This window comes from Maledivibacter halophilus (genome assembly GCF_900167445.1).
GTDB lineage: Bacteria > Bacillota > Clostridia > Peptostreptococcales > Caminicellaceae > Maledivibacter > Maledivibacter halophilus.
This window is the reverse complement of sequence record NZ_FUZT01000001.1, coordinates 823478-840627: the sequence shown is the minus strand read 5'-3', so window position 1 is coordinate 840627 and position 17150 is coordinate 823478. Positions and strand designations below refer to the sequence as shown.

The window sequence follows — 17150 nt, the reverse complement described above, 5'->3', positions numbered from 1 at the left end:
TTAATTTCCCTCCTTTCCTTTATATATAATAAATACTCCAAGACCTATTAAAACGACTGGCCAAAGCTTACCTAAATCGAACCAGTAAACATATCTTCTAATCAGGAATAAAACTCCCAAAACAACAAGTATAGAACCTATTAAAATTTTATTTTTATCATGTCCCTCATCATCATAATTATTATACTTATCTTCATAATTCTTTGCTCCAACTACATATTCATCACCAATTAATCCAGTATCATTACCTGACCCTTCAGGAAAAATTACAGCACATATTATATATGCTATTATTCCCGCTCCACCCATTAAAGTAAAAATAACCCATACAATTCTAACTAATGTAGGATCAATTGCAAAATAATCTGCAATTCCTCCACATACCCCTGCAAGGATTTTGTCATTTGGTGAACGAAATAATTTTTTTGACATTTTAACACTCCTTTGCTACGTTTTCTCATACTTATTGCCATTTATATATTAATTTCATGGATTATAGTATAACATAAGCTATCTTGTTTTACAAGGTACTGCTGGGAATTTATTAATTCATCTAAATACCTGAAATATGAAATATAAAAAAACCGCTGATATTTTCATCGGCGGCTAATAAATATACTGATTTAATTTTTTATCTGTCCCTATATATACCATGGTATTTCTTTTAACAATACTAAAAAGCTCTTCCACATCCCTATTATGCATTCTAATGCATCCATTTGATACATGCTTACCTATACTTCTAGGATTATTAGTTCCATGAATTCCATACAAAGTTCCTCCTCCAAAATCTAATCCTAACCATCTTGTTCCCAATGGATTTTGTGGAACTCCTCCCTTTATTGGATCTTTATCTCTTCCCCCACCCCAATATGGGTCTATATTTTTCCTTATTATTTTAAACTTTCCTTCAGGTGTATAATTTTTTTCTTTTCCTGTGGCCACAGGATATTTTTTCACTAATTTTTGTCCTCTGTACAATTTTAATATATTGGCATCTTTGTTAATAACTATCCAATAATTATTTGATAAAACCTTTTGCACATTAGGTTCACAATTTGGTATTGTAATTTTTTTAGATTTCAATGTTTGATTCAAAGCTCCTATTGTATGTATTCCTGCAAAGCCATCGACTTTCAATTTATAATCTCTTTGAAAAGCTCGGACTGCTTCTTTTGTTTTCTTATCAAAAATACGTGAATTTTTATTAGTACCATAACCTAAATAATATAAAGATATGTTTAGTTCTTTGACATCTGCGCCTATGTTATATAAACCCAAGGTTCTAAAGAAACTAATTTTTTCTTTTCTATCCGATGATAGATTATCATCTATAATAATCTCACCAAGCTCTTCTTCCTCTCTAAGTAATTTTACTACTTTACCGTCTTTAACTAACCTATTAATAAATATCATATTTGTATTGCTACTTTCTTGTTGTGAAAATACTAAAGCTGCATCCTCAATTTTAGAAACAAAAAATGTAATACTATAGATATTAAAAAAACAAAATATTATTATACATATTAGAATAATATTTTTATGCTTTCTAACCATAAAAAATACCTCCTAAATTTATTATTCTAAATTTAGAGATATTATATTAAAGAAATCTATATGTAATTTTTTCATTTTAAAGTCTTTATTAGATGATATTCCACATACTTTTTTAAAAAAGAAAAAACAGACACTGTAATTTTACAATGACTGTATTTTAAAATATGAATGCTTCTTGATTTTTTATTCAAAATGTATTGCTCCACCTTCTGTTGCTAATGCACTTTCATGAACTGCCTCAGCTGTGGTAGGATGTGCATGAATTGTTTCAATTATATCTTCTGCCTTTAATCCATTTTTTACTGCCAAAGCAACTTCAGCTATTAAGTCAGTGGCATGGGGCCCAATAATTGATCCCCCTATTATTTTACCTGTAGCTTTATCTTTAATTAGCTTAATAAAACCTTTACTTTCTCCAATAGTTAAAGCCTTACCATTGGCCTCAAATGGAAACTTTCCTACTTGTATATCCAAACCCTTGTCCATAGCTTCTTTTTCCCCTAGCCCAACTACTGCAATCTCCGGATTAGTAAATATTCCACTAGGTACTACATCATAGTTCATATCTACACCTTCACCAAGAATGTTTTTTACAGCAATAATACCTTGATGGGATGCCACATGGGCTAGCTGTATTTTATTAGTCACATCACCAATTGCATATATATTTGATACACTGGTTTGCATCTTTTCGTTAACTTTTATACCCTTTTTATTGTCATTTAATTCTACGCCTAATTTTTCTATGTCCAAATTTCCTAAATATGGTTTTCTCCCTACTGCCATTAAAACCTTTTCTGAACAAATAAATTTCTTTTTATCATCCTTACTAAAAACCACAATACATTCCTTATTTTCACTTTCCATAATTTCTTCAACCCTTGAACCAGTATAAATATTTATCCCTTTTTCTATAGCTATATTGGTTATCTCTTCATAAACATCTTCATCAAGTACTGAAAGAATATTATCTAAATATTCAATTACTGACACCTCAACTCCAAAGCTATTAAAAATAAAAGCAAATTCCATACCTATTATTCCGCCTCCAACTATAACAAGGCTTTTAGGTAAGCTTGTAATATCCAATGCTTCATTACTAGTTATAACGTTCTCCAAATCAACTCCAGGTATCGGTAAAGTAAAGGTTTCTGATCCAGTGGCTATTATGATATTTTTCGTCTTAATTGTGTTTTCAACATTTCTTTCCTTCACATAAACAGTTTCTTTATTTATTATTTCTCCTTTACCCTGTAGCACTTTTACATGGTTTTTGTCTAGAAGGTATTTTATTCCATCTACAAGTTGAGTCACTACTTTATTCTTTCTTTCTACTACTTTTTTCATGTCCACTGAAACATTTTCCGCTTGTAATCCATATTTTTCTGCTTCTTTAAGATTTTCAAAAACCTCTGAAGATCTTACAAAACATTTAGTAGGAATACATCCCCAGTTTAAACATGTTCCACCTAATTTCTCTTTTTCTATTAAAACAACATTAGCTCCTAATTTTGCAGCTTGTAATGCTGTAACATATCCACCAGGCCCACCGCCTATTATTGTAATATCTGTATTAATTTCCTTTTTCTGCGGCTTCATTAAACTGCCGAAATAATCGAATTTTCCTTTGCTTTTCGTTTCTTTACTTTCTGAAGCTTCTCCTTCAATCTCAGCCAACACATCACCAATTTTAACCTTTGATCCTACCTCTACTTCTATCGCTAATATCTTCCCAGATACTTCTGATTCAACGCTTATATTTCCTTTATTGGATTCAATCTCCAGCAAAGTTTCACCTGAGTTAATTGTATCTCCTATTTTTTTATTAATTGCTCCTATTATTCCTTCTTTTGCATGTCCAGTTAATTTATTTAGTTTTATTTTAGCCATCTTTAAAACCTCCTTTATAGGTGCAAATTCATATGACTATAAATTTGAAATTGCAAATCCAAAATTCTAATTTTAAGATGTTTCTTCGAGGTCTTAATAAAAAAATTATTTAGAAGACAGCCTAAGCTGCCTTCTACTTATTGGAAATCTTTTTCAAATTCATCTATAGAATCTTTAAGCAGTGTTACACTATATGCCATTGTTGGTCCTCCACCAAAGGCAACAGATACCATAGCTGCTTCAATTATTTCTTCACGAGTAGCTCCAGCTTCAAGGGCTTTGTAAGTATGGAATACTATACAATACTCACAACGGTTATATACACCTATGGCCACACTTATTAACTCCTTCATCTTTACATCTAGTTTTCCCGGTTCATAGGATTTTCCAAGTAATCCCATAAAAGCTTCTATATTTTCACCATTGGTTTCACCTAATTTTTCAAGACCTCCAATAAAAGCATTCAAAAGTTCTCTTGGATTTTTTGACATATTTCTACTCCTCCTTACACATTTTATACTTGCTATACTAATTATTAGTATAGCAAGTATTTTGTTAAATGTCAATCAATCTTAGTTAAAAAATAAATATTTATTTTTCACTTTCTTTTTTAATTCTATAATATCTTATATTATTAATCATTTTATCTAATACCGTCATAAAGGTTTGCATTTCTTTTTCCGTAATATTACTGGATACTATTTCGTTAAATTTCTCTCCTTCTGGAAGTAACTCTTTTCTGTATTCATTCCCCTTTTTTGTAAGTAAAAGGTTATAAACCCTCCTATCTTCTTCACTTCTTTGTCTAACAACAAGACCATCTCGCTCCAATCTATCTACAAGCCTAGCCACAGTTGACTCTTTTATATTCATTCTACTTGACAATTCTTTTTGATTTGTATGCTCCTGTATCCCTAAATAATAAAGTGCAATCCATTGCACTCTGGTAACTCCTTTTTTGTGAAGAATGTTATCAAAAACTTCAGCAATATATTTAGTGGAGTTATCAGCTATATATGCAACTCATGTATCCAGATTAAACAATTATATCACCTCTTTATAATAGTTAAAAATTTTTTAAAACCCTTATTATATAGGGTTTATTATAGTAAAACTTAATTTATACACTCTAAAAATATCGATGCTTCTTGGATTTTTTGATGTATAAATTTAATTTTGAATTTAATTCACTATATATTTTAATCTGTACTATAACTTATTGTCCTCTATTTTAAGGTTTTTTTCAACTTTTAAAAATATTATATCATTTTTTTAAATTCTTTTCATAAATTATATATAATTTAAATTTACTTGGGTATAAATTAGAATTGTATAGAAGATTTTTTAGACAAGAAAGGAGATTACGTAATGAAAATACTGCATAAAATATCTATTAGTTTTATTATTATTTTTTTAGTATCAGCAGTACTAGCATATAGTTTTTTTATATCTAATGAAAAACTAGCTACAAATCAAGAAATTATAGAAGAGCATTATGAATTATCTAAATTTCTATTGAACAAAGAAATAGATCATATAATTTGGATGGAAAATATAACGAGAATGTTTGCAACTGGAGAAATTCCAGAGGTAAACTCCCACACTGAATGTAGTTTTGGTAAATGGTATTACTCATTTAAGCCAACAGACTCTACAAAGGATGTCCATAAAGCAATAGAAGAACCCCATAAAAAAATACATGATCTAGGAAAAGAAGTTATTTCCCTCTATAGGTCTGGAAAAATCAATGAAGCTAAAGTATTATTTGGAACAGATTTTACTGAATCCGTTAACAAAGTTAGAAGTCTAATAGGAGAATTCGAAGGCATTATCGATAAAGATATTAAAAATATTGAGGCTAAATCTCACAAAGATATTGAAAATATTAAAACCTTAGTAATTATACTTTCATCAATTACTGTGATTATATTAGTTTTAATAGTATTATTTTTTAACAAATGGCTTGTTAAACCAATTAGAACTATGTCAGATAAAGCCTTAGCCATATCCAAGGGAAATTTAAATGTGAAAATTCAATATTCTTCCAAGGATGAGCTTGGTATTTTAGCTAAGTCCTTTTCAACTATGATTGAGAATCTAAAAAATCTTATATCGAAGATTAAGGAAAACTCTGATGATATGGAAAACTATAGTAATTCTATTAGAATTTCCTCAAAAGAAACAAGCAAAAGTGCTGAAGAAATTGCCATTAACATCCAGGATATGGCATCAGGCAGCACTAGATTAACTGAAGATGCTGACAACTTAAAAAATGTTTCTAATCAACTAAATGATATCAGTGGAGATGTTAAGGAAAGCTTTAATATTGCATCACAAAAATCTCTAAGCTCCTATAATGCTGCTTTAAACGGAAACCAATATCTGCATTCGACAATTGATGAACTAGATAAAATCACTGAAACTGTAGAGTTTGCAACTAAATCAATACAAAACTTAGGGAAGAGATCTCAGCAGATTGGCAGCATTGTTGAAGTTATCCATGGAATAGCTTCTCAAACAAATCTTCTTGCTTTAAATGCAGCAATAGAAGCTGCAAGAGCAGGTGAATATGGACAGGGCTTTTCAGTAGTGGCTCAGGAAATAAGAAAACTAGCTGAAGAATCAAGTATTTCTGCTAAAAAAATAACTAGCCTTATAGAAGATATTGTTTCTGAAACTCAAGTTTCTGTTCACTCTATGGAGTTTAATGAGGAAGAAATTAAAAAACAAGTGGAAAATATTAGAGGAGCAGGGGATGAATTAGATAAAATAGTTAAACATACTGAAGATACTGCTAATGAACTTGAAGGCGTTGAAAAAATAACCAATTCATTAATTGATACAAGTAATGAGTTAGAACAAATGGTATACACCTTGTCATCTATCTCTGAAGAAAATGCCGCTGCAACTGAAGAAATTGCAGCAGCTACTGAAGAACAAACAGCAACAATGGAAGAACTGGCAGCTACTTCTGATATGCTAAAGGATATTTCAGAAAATCTTATTAATAGCATAAATGAATTTAAACTAGATTGATTAGGATGTGATAATATGATATTTGAAAAAGGAGAAAATTCCCTTATTGTAAGACTAGAGGAAAAAGTAGCGTTTGAAAACTCCAATAATATTAAGGAAGAAATTAAAAGTAATATAACAAAGGATATAGAAACATTAGTTCTAGATATGAAAAACATTACCTTTATTGATAGCTCAGGAATAGGTATTTTAATTTCACTCCTTAAAGTAATGAATGAAAAAGAAGGCCATATGATTTTAAAAAGTATACCGAGATTAGTAGATAGGATTTTAACAATTACAAAATTAAATGATTTTTTTCAAATAGTAGACTAGTTATATAGATAGCCTGTACCTATTTTAAATAAGTACAGGCCTCTTTAATCTTAGAAAGAAATAGCTTTTTCTTTAGCAAAAACAAATCCACAGTATTTTATTAATACATAAACTACAATTATAACTGCAATCAATTCTTCAAGATTTACTATATATTTTAATACCTCCATTCCTTGATCAGTTTTGATTAAAAATCCATTAACCTTTTTCAAAGCAATGGCACTAATCGCAAATGGGAAAGTAAATGCTGCATAACTTGGATAAAATTTAATTCTTAACATTTTAGGCATGTATAAAAGCACAGATAAAGTCATAAAAAGTGATAAAACCGTTAAAAATATAACTATACTCATATTTTTTTCTGTAAAGCTACTCATATATCCTGCCAAGCATAAACTTGCAGGTGCTGCAAATATAGTTATTGTTGGCAAAGCGGGCTCTTTAATTTCCTTTATAAAAAAAACTCTGTAAATTACTATCGGTAATAAAATCATATAGGAAATAAACCCAAACCAAAATATTATCTGACCAAGCTTTAGCATATTATATGCCGGAGCTGTAACACTGCCAACTACAATACCCACATAAACTACAAAATAACTTGGAAAAACCTTTCTAATATCAAATTTAAAAATAAAATTCTTTGTAAAGTAAATTATTAAACCACAGTGTATCAATAACCCTAATACCCAAATTATATAAGCACCTAAAGGAAAATACGGTTTTATATAAGTAGATAAAATCATCATCCCCATAGAAAAAGTTGGACTTACACTGGCTATAACAGGATTCTTAAGTTTTTCACCAACTGATTTAGTATAAATTAAAATTTTAGCTACTAGGAGCATAAATACTACCAAAGATACTAATCCAAAAACATTTCTATATATACTACCATAAGACAATACTAAATTACCTGTTGCTGCTAAAGCCAACATCAGTCCTGCTATTGGTAGAGGAACCTTTCTTATTACTCTTTCCATTTCTCACTCCCCATTATTCGTCTATATTTTTAAGATTAAGCTCTCTTACTATTATTTGAGCTGCCTTCTGAGCTATTTCACCTGTAAAGGATATACATTGCTTTTTATGCTCACCAGAAGCCATATTCATTCCCTTTGTATGAACATGGCAACATAAACACCCATGATTATCTCTAAAGCTTTGTTGTAATTCATTAGCTAATTTCAAAGTGTTTTGAACCTTTGGATCTCCACCCTTTGTTCTTCCGAAAAAATATCCTAAAGATAATACTCCACCTGATACTGCTCCACAAACACATTTTGATTTTCCTATTCCTATTGGAAATCCAGAAGCCATTGCAATCATTTCATCGGGCATATCAATTTCAAAATTATTTTTTATAGAACTCACTATGGCTTCTGAACAGTAAAAATCGCCTCTTCTAAATGATTCTTCCGCATCATTTTTAATCTTTTTTATACTTACTTCCTTTTTCATTTATATCTCCTCCATTTTGATTCAATTACTTTTAAATATATCAGATAAGATTGTGGATTTCTAATTAAAAATTTAAATATATAACTGTTTTCTATTTCAAAATATTATAGTTATTTTTTAGTAAATATCTTCATTATTTAGCATATAAACAAAGTCAAAGTGATTAGGAATTTTTATTGATTTCTTTTCTTAAGAAAACCTTAAGAATTTTATTAACTATTCTGTAAGATACAAATGTTATCATCTAAGCATGGGAGTTAGAAAGTTAATAGCTTTACTTGAATCTTCATATTTAAAGCTTATATATTGAAGGGATGTGATATAATATGTCTACAAAAAAAATAAGAGGTGACACTTTATGAATATATTAGTATGCGATGATGATAAAGAAATAGTTGAAGCTATAGAAATATACTTAAAAAATGAAGGTTACAGTATTTTAAAGGCTTATAATGGACTGGAAGCACTGGATATATTAAATAATATAGAAATTCATTTAATTATTATGGATATAATGATGCCTAAAATGGATGGTATGAAGACTACAAATAAAATAAGAGAAACTAAAAACATTCCAGTTATTATGCTTTCTGCTAAATCTGAAGATATGGACAAGATAATGGGACTAAACATAGGAGCCGATGATTATATTACAAAGCCCTTTAACCCATTAGAGCTTATAGCCAGGGTTAAATCCCAGCTTAGAAGGTATACAAATCTTGGAAGCTTCACCCCTAAAGCTGGAGTTTATAAAACCGGTGAATTAATTGTAAAGGATGAAAGTAAAGAAGTAACTGTTGATGGACAATTAATTAAATTAACTCCCCTTGAATATAAAATACTTAAGTTTTTAACAAAAAATGCCGGCAGGGTCTATTCCATAGATGAAATTTATGAAAAAGTTTGGAATGAACCAGCCTATAATCCAGAAAATACAGTTGCGGTACATATTAGGAGAATAAGAGAAAAGATAGAAATAAATCCAAAGGAACCAAAATATTTAAAGGTGGTGTGGGGAATTGGCTATAAAATGGAAAAATTTTAGTCATTCAATAATAACAAAAATTATTGTTTTTATAATAGTAATAACTTGCTTTACCAGTAGTATAACTATATTTATAAATTTGATGGAATCAACCCAGGGTGAAATAGATATAGTTTTTGAGGATAATTATTATCATGGTGAAGATTATATAAGGGAATTAGACTCTTTAACCCATTATCTATCCCTTTTAATCACAAAGTACAAAAACAAGGATTATATCTTATCTGGTAAAACAGTTACAGGGGATCTGCAAAGAGAAAAAGAACATCTCTTCTCAGAGTTCAAGAAAAATTCCAATAACTATAATCCTAACTGGTCTGATGATAAAAATTATGAAACCTTTGAAAGATATAATGCCGATGAAATATTCCAAAGTAAAAATAAATTAATCGAAGAGGATTTGAAAATATTTGATTCATATTTAAGTAAATTACAAAACTTAAATGGAATTTTATATTATGCAAGCGATGGTGAAAATGAATTTACTAATAGCCCAAGTAAATCTAAAAAATATTTTAAAAACTATCCTGCTTATCTAATTTTTGATAAATCTGAAGAAATAGTTTTTCCTAAGGAAGTAAAAACTAATCCTAAGTATTATAATGATTACTTGATTACAAGGAATGCTGGAAGATTAGAGAAAGCAAACCATACTATGTATATTGCATTTATTGAAGAGCCCTTGAATGATAAAATTAAAAAATGGGAAAAAAGCAAAGCTGCTATAACTGACACTCTATATAATGTGGCAACTTTATTAGTTGGTCTATTACTTGCATTTATATACTTAATATTGGTTATTGGTAGAAAATCCTTTAAAGATAATAAGCTTTATTTAAATTTCGTCAATAGACTTTACAATGATATTAATATTATACTGTGCTTAGGTGTTATAGTATTATGGTTTGGAGCAATGGAATTTATATTTATAAAAGATATTTATATTCTAATCCCATATATAACAGCTGCATTGGGTACTTTGGGCTTATTATTAGTCCTATCCCTAGTTAAGCATATTAAGAATAGAACCCTTATAAAGCATACATTAATATACAATATATTCAATAAGCTATTCAGGCTTATATGTGAAATATACAATAGTGGGAATTTCACCATAAAAATTTTGTTAATTTCAATAGGCTGCCCATTAATAATAGGGTTATCTTCCCTTATGCTCGCACTATTGACTGGTGCTTTTATACCTGCTATTTTAGTATTTTTTATTGCTTCTGGAGCTGTAGGAGTAACATTATGGCTATCATTTAAGAAGACAAAAGAATTTACTGCAATAAAAGAGGGCGTAACTATGATAAAGGAAGGTCATGTTAATCATGTAATCGATATATCGGGAAAGGGTGAGTTTGCAAAGCTCGCTGATAACATAAACAGCATAGCTGAAGGCCTCAGTAAAGCAGTTGCAAATGAGCTTAAAAGTGAGCGATTAAAGACTGAGCTTATAAGTAATGTATCCCATGATATAAGAACTCCCCTTACCTCTATAATAACCTATATAGATTTATTAAAAAAAGAAGGTTTGAAATCTGAAAATGCAGAAAAATATATAGATGTATTAGATCAAAAAGCCTTAAGACTAAAAGCATTAACCGATGACCTATTTGAAGCCTCAAAGGCATCTAGTGGCAGTATTCCAGTAAATTTAGAAGAAATAGATGTAATATCTCTAATAAAGCAAGGAATGGGGGAATTGGATGACAAAATAGCTGCTTCTGGATTAGATTTTAAGCTTAAATATCCAAAGGAAAAAGTATTTGTTAAAGCAGACGGTAAACTTTTATGGCGTGTAATAGAAAATCTTATGTCCAATATTTTTAAATATGCCCTTAATAGCTCCAGAGTTTATATTGATATAATCGATTCAGACAATAACGTTACTATTATAATAAAAAACATATCCTCATATGAACTTAACATCAATGCAAATGAACTAATGGAGCGCTTTAAACGTGGAGATGAATCCAGAAACAGTGAAGGCAGCGGTCTTGGATTATCTATTGCGAAGAGTCTTATAGAATTACAAAATGGGACATTCAACATAGAAATTGATGGCGATTTATTTAAGGTTGTTATTGTTCTACTGAAATAGTACAAATAAGCTTAAGTAGACATTTGTAATTTTAAGATTTGATTTTTGAGGTCTTGGTAATTCTTTTTGGTATCAATATTAAACACCACAGGCAGAAAAGATTCTATTTGACTGTGGTGTTTTTCTATAATTAAATTAAATCCTATATTAATTTCCTTACCTCTTCCAAAGCTTTTTCATAATTGGGTTCGTTGGTTACTTCTTCAACATATTCAACATATTTAACTGTGTTGTCCCTATCTACTACAACTATACCTCTAGAAAGCAATCTCATTTCATCTATTACAAAGCCATATTTTTCTCCAAAGTCAAGGTCCTTATGGTCTGATACTACTTGAATATTCTCAATCCCCTTTGCTCCACAAAATCTCTTTTGAGCAAAGGGCAAATCTACTGTAATAGTAACTATTTCAACATCATCTTTAAACTCTGAAGCCCTTTGATTAAAGGTTGTAGTTTGAAGGGAACAAACTGATGTATCTATGGAAGGTGCAACACTTATAACCTTTATTTTTCCCTTCGTATCGTTATAAAAATTAAATTTAGATAAATCTTGATTAACTGCACTAAAATTTTGGGCAATATCTCCAGCTTTGATTTCTCTACCTCTTAATGTTATTGGTTTTCCACCAAATTTAATAATATCTTTTCTCATAATATTCCTCCTCTATTCCTATACCTTTCTTTTGATATTATTAATACCCAATATGGGATAAATATAACATACGTTTTATTTATCATGGCTTAATTGGGCCTTCTATTAGCAAATCTATTATATAGCTCTTCCCAAGCAATTAATTTTATATAACCTACTCAATTGTAACCTTTAAAAATATAGTGAATATAATAAAATTATAGGCAAAATTTTATTATGGAGGGATTTATATGAAAAAGTTTAAAGTCATTTCCTTGTTATTGTCTGCAATACTAATTTTTTCTATAGTTTTAACAGGTTGTGGCGAAAAAGAGCTTACAAAGGTTACCGTTGCAGAAGTAACTCACTCAGTATTTTATGCACCTCAATACGTAGCTTTAACGGAAGGATTTTTTGAAAAAGAAGGTCTTAAAGTAGAACTCATAAATACTAATGGTGCCGATAAAACAATGACTGCTTTATTATCCAATCAGGCAGACATAGGTTTTATGGGTCCAGAAGCATCAGTATATGTTTACAATCAGAGAAAAGAAGATTATGCAGTAAATTTCGCACAGCTTACTCAAAGAGATGGTTCATTCTTAGTAGGAAGAGAAAAAAACGACAACTTTACCTTTGATATGCTTAATGGAAAAACCATCATAGGAGGAAGAAAAGGTGGAATGCCTGAGATGACGTTGGAATATGTACTTAGAAAACATGGTCTAGAGCCTGGAAAAGATGTTACTGTTAGAACTGATATCCAGTTTGCAGTAATGGCTGGAGCTTTTAAAGGTGGTGAAGGTGATTATGTATTACTATTCATATGATACCATACAAGTAAAGATTTTTTATCTTTACAAATAAAGGTAATATATATTATGTACTTTTGCCAAGTTAGAATTATGCAATTCCCTCACCTATGTATTTATAAAAAAATAGGGAGTCTATGACTCCTTTTCTATCTTTACTTTATCATTTTTATATAACTCATCTAAATATTTATTCAATAGTTCATTTAATCTCTCAGAGAGTTCACCCTTTGTTATCTTCCCAGTATAAAAAATCCTATCCACCAGGTATCCCTCCTTATTTATTTGTATGAACTATGTGAATTGTCCTATAACAATAACTACATGCAAAAAAGTTAATTGTTGTTTAATTAACTTTTTAATGCAGTTTCAATTGGATACTTTATTGTTATAATCGTATCTAAATTCGTATTTTTATGTCACTATTTGTATGAAGGTTTTTCTTTATAATTGTAGAAATATGATAATTAGAGGAGGTGTGATTTATGCCAAGTGCAGGAGAAAAAACAGGTAACGGTCCTTACATCTGCCTAAAATGTGGACAAGTAGTGTTTGATAATGATACTAATACTATTCCACCATGCCCTAGTTGTGATCATACAGAATATCGTAAATTTTAACTTGAATAAATTATCTTGTCAATTCGTCTGGATAGTCAAATAACTTTTTCAAAACCTAATAATCACAAATTAGTTTTGACTATTCAGATAAACTTCTATTGCTTCTGATATTTAAAATACAGAATCCATATCCTTTTTTAATCAATATATATATATAATATCTACTGACTATCTTATCAGTGACAATTATTCTAAAAATAAATATGGTGGAGAAAATTTTTTGAACAAATTTCAGAAGAATAATAAAGAATCTTTTGAAAATCTTAATAAAAATAACCTTAACAAATATAAATATTCTGCATGACATTATTTTTTTGATATTTTTTATTTCTAATAAAGATAAACAACTTTGAGGTTCAATAAATTTAAAATAAAAAATTCAGAAGCATTTATTATTTTCTTTAAAATTTATTTTAAATCTTAATGTTGTTTATCTATATATAATTCTTTTAATATCACTTCCTCAGCCTCTTTATTCAAATCTATAATATCCTGCTAACTGTTCTTTTCCACCTTAATATTTTTACCTCAACAACAATATAATTAAATAAGCCCATTATCTAAATAGGTGGTGTCTATAATATGAAGATATGTATTTACCTTAGAAAATCCAGAGCTGAAGAAAATATGTCTATGGAGGAAGTATTAAGCAGGCATAGAACTACTCTATTGGCTTATGCTAAGAAACATAATTATAATGTTTTGGATATAAAGGAAGAAGTGGTGAGTGGAGAGTCTATTGCTAGGCGCCCTAAGATGCTAGAGCTTCTCCATGAAGTCGAAGATAATAAATATGAAGCTGTATTAGTCATGGATATTGATAGGCTTGGCAGGGGGAATATGCGCGAGCAGGGGCTTATTCTTGAGACTTTTAAGGAGTTCGATACCAAGATTATTACTCCTTGCAAGATCTATGATCTGGCCAATGAATTTGATGAGGAATTTAGTGAGTTTGAGGCATTTATGGCAAGAAGAGAACTTAAAATAATTAAAAAGCGTCTTCTTCGCGGCAGAATGAAAAGTCTTGAAGAAGGAAATTATATTTCTGCTATTCCTCCCTTTGGATATGAAAAGAAAGATAATAGTTTAATAACAAATGATAAGCAGTCCAATGTGGTTAAGCTTATATTTGATTTGTATGTAAATAAGAACTATGGAGATTCTAAAATTGCTAAGTATCTGATTGAAAATAAAATCCCAAATGCTAGTAATAATTTGAATTGGGAAAAGACTACTATCCGAACATTATTAAAAAATCCTGTTTATACTGGCAAGGTTGTTTGGGGTAAGAAAAAGGTTAAATATGATAACTCAGGAAAGAAAATATCAAGACTCCAGGACAAGAAAAACTGGTTGATTTTTGATGGTAAGCATGAGGCTATTATTGATGAGATAACCTTTCAAAAGGCTCAGTCAATTGCTAAAGAAAGACATAATCCTAGAAAGCATACTAGCAAAAAACTAAGAAACCCACTGGCAGGTCTTATTATATGTGGTGGCTGCGGCAATACTATGACTATCAGGACATGTAAAAATAAGCCTGATACCATTAGATGCTATAAAAATTGCGGTAAGCTTAAGTCCAGCTATATTTACTTGATTGAAGAACGTGTTATAAAAATTGTTCTTGAAGAATTGGAAAATATAAAATTTGAGTTTAAAAGAAATAAAAAAACCTCAAACAATACTGAGTTAAAAGTTCTAAAGGATACTATACAATCAAAGATTAAGCAGCTTAATACTCTCAATCAGCAAAAAGAAAAGCTTTATGATCTATTGGAGCAGGAAGTTTATGATAATGATACCTTTTTAAATAGAATGAATACTTTGTCTTCCAAGATAGATAATACTAATGAAGATCTAGAAGTTCTTAAGAAAAAAGTATCTTTACTAAATGAGTCGAAGAATATTGAGGAAAATAGGATTCCAATGATTAATGATACTATCGAGTATATTAAAACATATTATAATAGTATTAATGCTGAAGGAAAAAATATATTCTTAAAAAACATTATTGATAGGATTATTTATAATAAAAATAAAGATGCGGATAGAAATGATTTTAATTTAGATGTATACTTGAAAATATAAGGGTTGAAATTACTGGGGTCTATATTGGTGGTATCATAGAAACGACTATGTTACTCTTTTCGAACCAACTGCCACAATGATGGAAAAAGAAGGCGCTGGTTATATAGTGGCCTCTATTGGTAAAGAAGGTGGATATTTACCTTATACTTGTTATTCAGCTAAAAAAAGTTATATTGAAAAAAATCCTGAAATAATCCAATCTTTCACTAATGCAATATATAATGCTATGTACTTCTATTCGTAAAATGATATACTTTTTAATAACCACGCCAAAAACAGAAAATTCTAATAATCAATCAAACATATCGTATCAGATATTTAAGAGATAAGAAAAAATAGATTTTATTTAATAATTCTAAATCAAAAATCTTATATTTCACATATTTGATTTGCTTTCTAAGCGTTTTTTCTTAATTTCAGCAGCAATCCATATAACAATAGGAAAAACTACTTGAAAAGGAAGATGATAATAGGGCCAAATGTTTCTATTGAATTCAAAATAATATATTACGTCTTCATACTGAAAATAAGATAAATTAATTGCCAGTAAAGAAATAGGAGTTATGATAAATCGATAATCTTTAAACTCAAATATTTTAGCAACTCCTTTACAAGCACACAGCAATAATAAACTTATTTTAATAAATCCCCCTAATATAAATATAGTAGTTGCAACTACTTCTATTCTTTGTATTGTATAACCAATATCTATTCTGGCAACCGTAGAACGTGAAGGATAAAGTGTGCTTGTTGCTGCATTTACACCTAGCACTAAAACATTAGTTATAGAAAGTAAAGCTAAATATACTGCTCCTATCAATAAACCTGTAATATAAATTTTATAAGAAGATTTCGCTCTTTTGAATTTTGAAAAAGCCATAGTAAACACTACTATTTGAACAAGTGGAAATGTAAATACACTAAAAGCACCTTTTAAAACTGGTTTAATACCTTCACTAAGTACAGGGCGTAAATTATTTATATTCATATCAGGAATTAAAAATAGCACTATTATTAATAAAGCAAAAATAGATATATAGATAAAAATATCACTTAGTCGCCCTAAGTTTTCAATTCCCTCCTTTATTCCCCAAATGCATAGTATACCCAAAAACATTATTAATATAATTTGAGGTGTTTCATCGAAACTAACGATTTTAATAAATTGACCATAATTCACCAAAATATCACCAGCGGCAAAATAGACAAACCAAACATATAAAAATATTATAATCTTTCCTATAAACTTTCCAAAACAAATTTCAACAATATCAAATAAATCTTTATACGAAAAAATATAATGAAGCCGGGCATATATAATTACCATAGGTAAAACCATAATTACTCCTAAAATAAAAGCTAACCATAAATCTTTTTTAGCCTCCAATCCTTGTGTAAATACTGAAGATGAACCTACTATAAACAAAACTATAAGTCCTATCCCCTGCTTATCAGAAATAACTTCCTTTTTCATTATTTCAGCCTCCAAAATATTTAAAATTAGTATTTGTCAAATCACTTAAAATATTTCATAAACTTATTTAGAGGATTTAAATCTAATGTTTGCTCACTACACTTGTTATGT

At 29.4% G+C, this 17150-nt stretch carries 18 protein-coding genes; 8 read left to right on the top strand and 10 right to left on the bottom strand.

The window, feature by feature from the left end:
* The 5 genes from B5X81_RS03770 to B5X81_RS03750 all read right to left on the bottom strand — a co-directional run bounded on the left by B5X81_RS03770 (nt 1) and on the right by B5X81_RS03750 (nt 4416).
* A complete protein-coding gene (locus tag B5X81_RS03770; RefSeq protein ID WP_079489464.1) occupies nt 1-432 on the bottom strand; it encodes a PspC domain-containing protein in 432 nt (143 codons plus the stop codon).
* A 174-nt stretch (nt 433-606) separates the two neighbouring features.
* Nucleotides 607-1557, bottom strand: a complete 951-nt coding sequence (locus tag B5X81_RS28330; RefSeq protein ID WP_079489462.1) for a L,D-transpeptidase family protein — start codon at nt 1555-1557, stop codon at nt 607-609.
* A 183-nt stretch (nt 1558-1740) separates the two neighbouring features.
* The gene (gene lpdA / locus B5X81_RS03760; protein ID WP_079489461.1) at nt 1741-3447 is read right to left on the bottom strand and encodes a dihydrolipoyl dehydrogenase; all 1707 of its coding nucleotides are present in this window, start codon (nt 3445-3447) and stop codon (nt 1741-1743) included.
* A 137-nt stretch (nt 3448-3584) separates the two neighbouring features.
* Nucleotides 3585-3938 (bottom strand): carboxymuconolactone decarboxylase family protein, encoded by a 354-nt coding sequence (locus B5X81_RS03755; RefSeq protein WP_079489459.1) that lies wholly within the window; start codon nt 3936-3938, stop codon nt 3585-3587.
* Nucleotides 3939-4038: 100 nt separating this feature from the next.
* A complete protein-coding gene (locus tag B5X81_RS03750; RefSeq protein WP_079489458.1) occupies nt 4039-4416 on the bottom strand; it encodes a MarR family winged helix-turn-helix transcriptional regulator in 378 nt (125 codons plus the stop codon).
* Between the two features lie 399 nt (nt 4417-4815).
* On the opposite strand from B5X81_RS03750, the gene B5X81_RS03745 reads away from it, so the two are divergent.
* Both B5X81_RS03745 and B5X81_RS03740 read left to right on the top strand, forming a co-directional pair.
* On the top strand, nt 4816-6483 hold the full coding sequence (locus B5X81_RS03745) for a methyl-accepting chemotaxis protein (protein WP_079489456.1): 1668 nt from the start codon (nt 4816-4818) through the stop codon (nt 6481-6483).
* Between the two features lie 15 nt (nt 6484-6498).
* Nucleotides 6499-6798, top strand: coding sequence for an STAS domain-containing protein (locus tag B5X81_RS03740; RefSeq protein WP_079489455.1), 300 nt, complete (start codon nt 6499-6501; stop codon nt 6796-6798).
* Nucleotides 6799-6848: 50 nt separating this feature from the next.
* On the opposite strand, the gene B5X81_RS03735 is transcribed toward B5X81_RS03740, so the two are convergent.
* Together B5X81_RS03735 and B5X81_RS03730 are read right to left on the bottom strand one after the other, a co-directional pair.
* Entirely contained in the window at nt 6849-7781 is a 933-nt protein-coding gene (locus tag B5X81_RS03735; protein WP_079489453.1) for a TDT family transporter, read from the bottom strand.
* Between the two features lie 13 nt (nt 7782-7794).
* Complete coding sequence (locus B5X81_RS03730) at nt 7795-8259, bottom strand: C-GCAxxG-C-C family (seleno)protein (protein WP_079489452.1); 465 nt, start codon at nt 8257-8259, stop codon at nt 7795-7797.
* Nucleotides 8260-8617: 358 nt separating this feature from the next.
* Here B5X81_RS03730 and B5X81_RS03725 point away from each other — a divergent pair, with 358 nt between their 5' ends.
* Nucleotides 8618-9304 carry a response regulator transcription factor gene (locus tag B5X81_RS03725; RefSeq protein WP_079489450.1) on the top strand — a complete coding sequence of 229 codons (687 nt, stop codon included), beginning with the start codon at nt 8618-8620 and terminating at the stop codon, nt 9302-9304.
* Nucleotides 9279-11408, top strand: a complete 2130-nt coding sequence (locus B5X81_RS03720; protein WP_079489449.1) for a HAMP domain-containing sensor histidine kinase — start codon at nt 9279-9281, stop codon at nt 11406-11408. The genes B5X81_RS03725 and B5X81_RS03720 overlap by 26 nt, the downstream gene beginning before the upstream one ends.
* Nucleotides 11409-11550: 142 nt before the next feature.
* On the opposite strand, the gene tpx is transcribed toward B5X81_RS03720, so the two are convergent.
* The gene (gene tpx, locus B5X81_RS03715; protein ID WP_079489447.1) at nt 11551-12063 is read right to left on the bottom strand and encodes a thiol peroxidase; all 513 of its coding nucleotides are present in this window, start codon (nt 12061-12063) and stop codon (nt 11551-11553) included.
* A 230-nt stretch (nt 12064-12293) separates the two neighbouring features.
* Here tpx and B5X81_RS03710 point away from each other — a divergent pair, with 230 nt between their 5' ends.
* A complete protein-coding gene (locus B5X81_RS03710) occupies nt 12294-12872 on the top strand; it encodes an ABC transporter substrate-binding protein (protein ID WP_079489445.1) in 579 nt (192 codons plus the stop codon).
* A 117-nt stretch (nt 12873-12989) separates the two neighbouring features.
* On the opposite strand, the gene B5X81_RS28325 is transcribed toward B5X81_RS03710, so the two are convergent.
* Nucleotides 12990-13118 carry a hypothetical protein gene (locus B5X81_RS28325; protein WP_280175242.1) on the bottom strand — a complete coding sequence of 43 codons (129 nt, stop codon included), beginning with the start codon at nt 13116-13118 and terminating at the stop codon, nt 12990-12992.
* 221 nt (nt 13119-13339) lie between these two features.
* Between B5X81_RS28325 and B5X81_RS03705 the strand changes: the two genes are divergently transcribed.
* The 3 genes from B5X81_RS03705 (at nt 13340) to B5X81_RS27710 (ending at nt 15809) form a co-directional block, all read left to right on the top strand.
* Nucleotides 13340-13474 carry a zinc ribbon-containing protein gene (locus B5X81_RS03705; RefSeq protein ID WP_079489444.1) on the top strand — a complete coding sequence of 45 codons (135 nt, stop codon included), beginning with the start codon at nt 13340-13342 and terminating at the stop codon, nt 13472-13474.
* A 582-nt stretch (nt 13475-14056) separates the two neighbouring features.
* Nucleotides 14057-15565: a recombinase family protein gene (locus tag B5X81_RS03700; RefSeq protein WP_079489442.1), complete on the top strand. Its 1509-nt coding sequence runs from the start codon at nt 14057-14059 to the stop codon at nt 15563-15565.
* 76 nt (nt 15566-15641) lie between these two features.
* Complete coding sequence (locus B5X81_RS27710; protein ID WP_330397329.1) at nt 15642-15809, top strand: hypothetical protein; 168 nt, start codon at nt 15642-15644, stop codon at nt 15807-15809.
* Between the two features lie 132 nt (nt 15810-15941).
* Here B5X81_RS27710 and B5X81_RS03690 read toward each other — a convergent pair whose 3' ends face one another.
* Entirely contained in the window at nt 15942-17039 is a 1098-nt protein-coding gene (locus tag B5X81_RS03690; protein WP_079489441.1) for a GerAB/ArcD/ProY family transporter, read from the bottom strand.
* Nucleotides 17040-17150 lie beyond the last annotated feature (111 nt).

Excerpts from the sequence above, each read along its gene's own strand:
- B5X81_RS03770 (WP_079489464.1), bottom strand. The coding sequence starts at position 432 with ATGTCAAAAAAATTATTTCGTTCACCAAATGACAAAATCCTTGCAGGG.
- B5X81_RS28330 (WP_079489462.1), bottom strand. The coding sequence starts at position 1,557 with ATGGTTAGAAAGCATAAAAATATTATTCTAATATGTATAATAATATTT.
- lpdA (WP_079489461.1), bottom strand. The coding sequence starts at position 3,447 with ATGGCTAAAATAAAACTAAATAAATTAACTGGACATGCAAAAGAAGGA.
- B5X81_RS03755 (WP_079489459.1), bottom strand. The coding sequence starts at position 3,938 with ATGTCAAAAAATCCAAGAGAACTTTTGAATGCTTTTATTGGAGGTCTT.
- B5X81_RS03745 (WP_079489456.1), top strand. The coding sequence starts at position 4,816 with ATGAAAATACTGCATAAAATATCTATTAGTTTTATTATTATTTTTTTA.
- B5X81_RS03740 (WP_079489455.1), top strand. The coding sequence starts at position 6,499 with ATGATATTTGAAAAAGGAGAAAATTCCCTTATTGTAAGACTAGAGGAA.
- B5X81_RS03735 (WP_079489453.1), bottom strand. The coding sequence starts at position 7,781 with ATGGAAAGAGTAATAAGAAAGGTTCCTCTACCAATAGCAGGACTGATG.
- B5X81_RS03730 (WP_079489452.1), bottom strand. The coding sequence starts at position 8,259 with ATGAAAAAGGAAGTAAGTATAAAAAAGATTAAAAATGATGCGGAAGAA.
- B5X81_RS03725 (WP_079489450.1), top strand. The coding sequence starts at position 8,618 with ATGAATATATTAGTATGCGATGATGATAAAGAAATAGTTGAAGCTATA.
- tpx (WP_079489447.1), bottom strand. The coding sequence starts at position 12,063 with ATGAGAAAAGATATTATTAAATTTGGTGGAAAACCAATAACATTAAGA.
- B5X81_RS03710 (WP_079489445.1), top strand. The coding sequence starts at position 12,294 with ATGAAAAAGTTTAAAGTCATTTCCTTGTTATTGTCTGCAATACTAATT.
- B5X81_RS03705 (WP_079489444.1), top strand. The coding sequence starts at position 13,340 with ATGCCAAGTGCAGGAGAAAAAACAGGTAACGGTCCTTACATCTGCCTA.
- B5X81_RS03700 (WP_079489442.1), top strand. The coding sequence starts at position 14,057 with ATGAAGATATGTATTTACCTTAGAAAATCCAGAGCTGAAGAAAATATG.
- B5X81_RS27710 (WP_330397329.1), top strand. The coding sequence starts at position 15,642 with ATGATGGAAAAAGAAGGCGCTGGTTATATAGTGGCCTCTATTGGTAAA.
- B5X81_RS03690 (WP_079489441.1), bottom strand. The coding sequence starts at position 17,039 with ATGAAAAAGGAAGTTATTTCTGATAAGCAGGGGATAGGACTTATAGTT.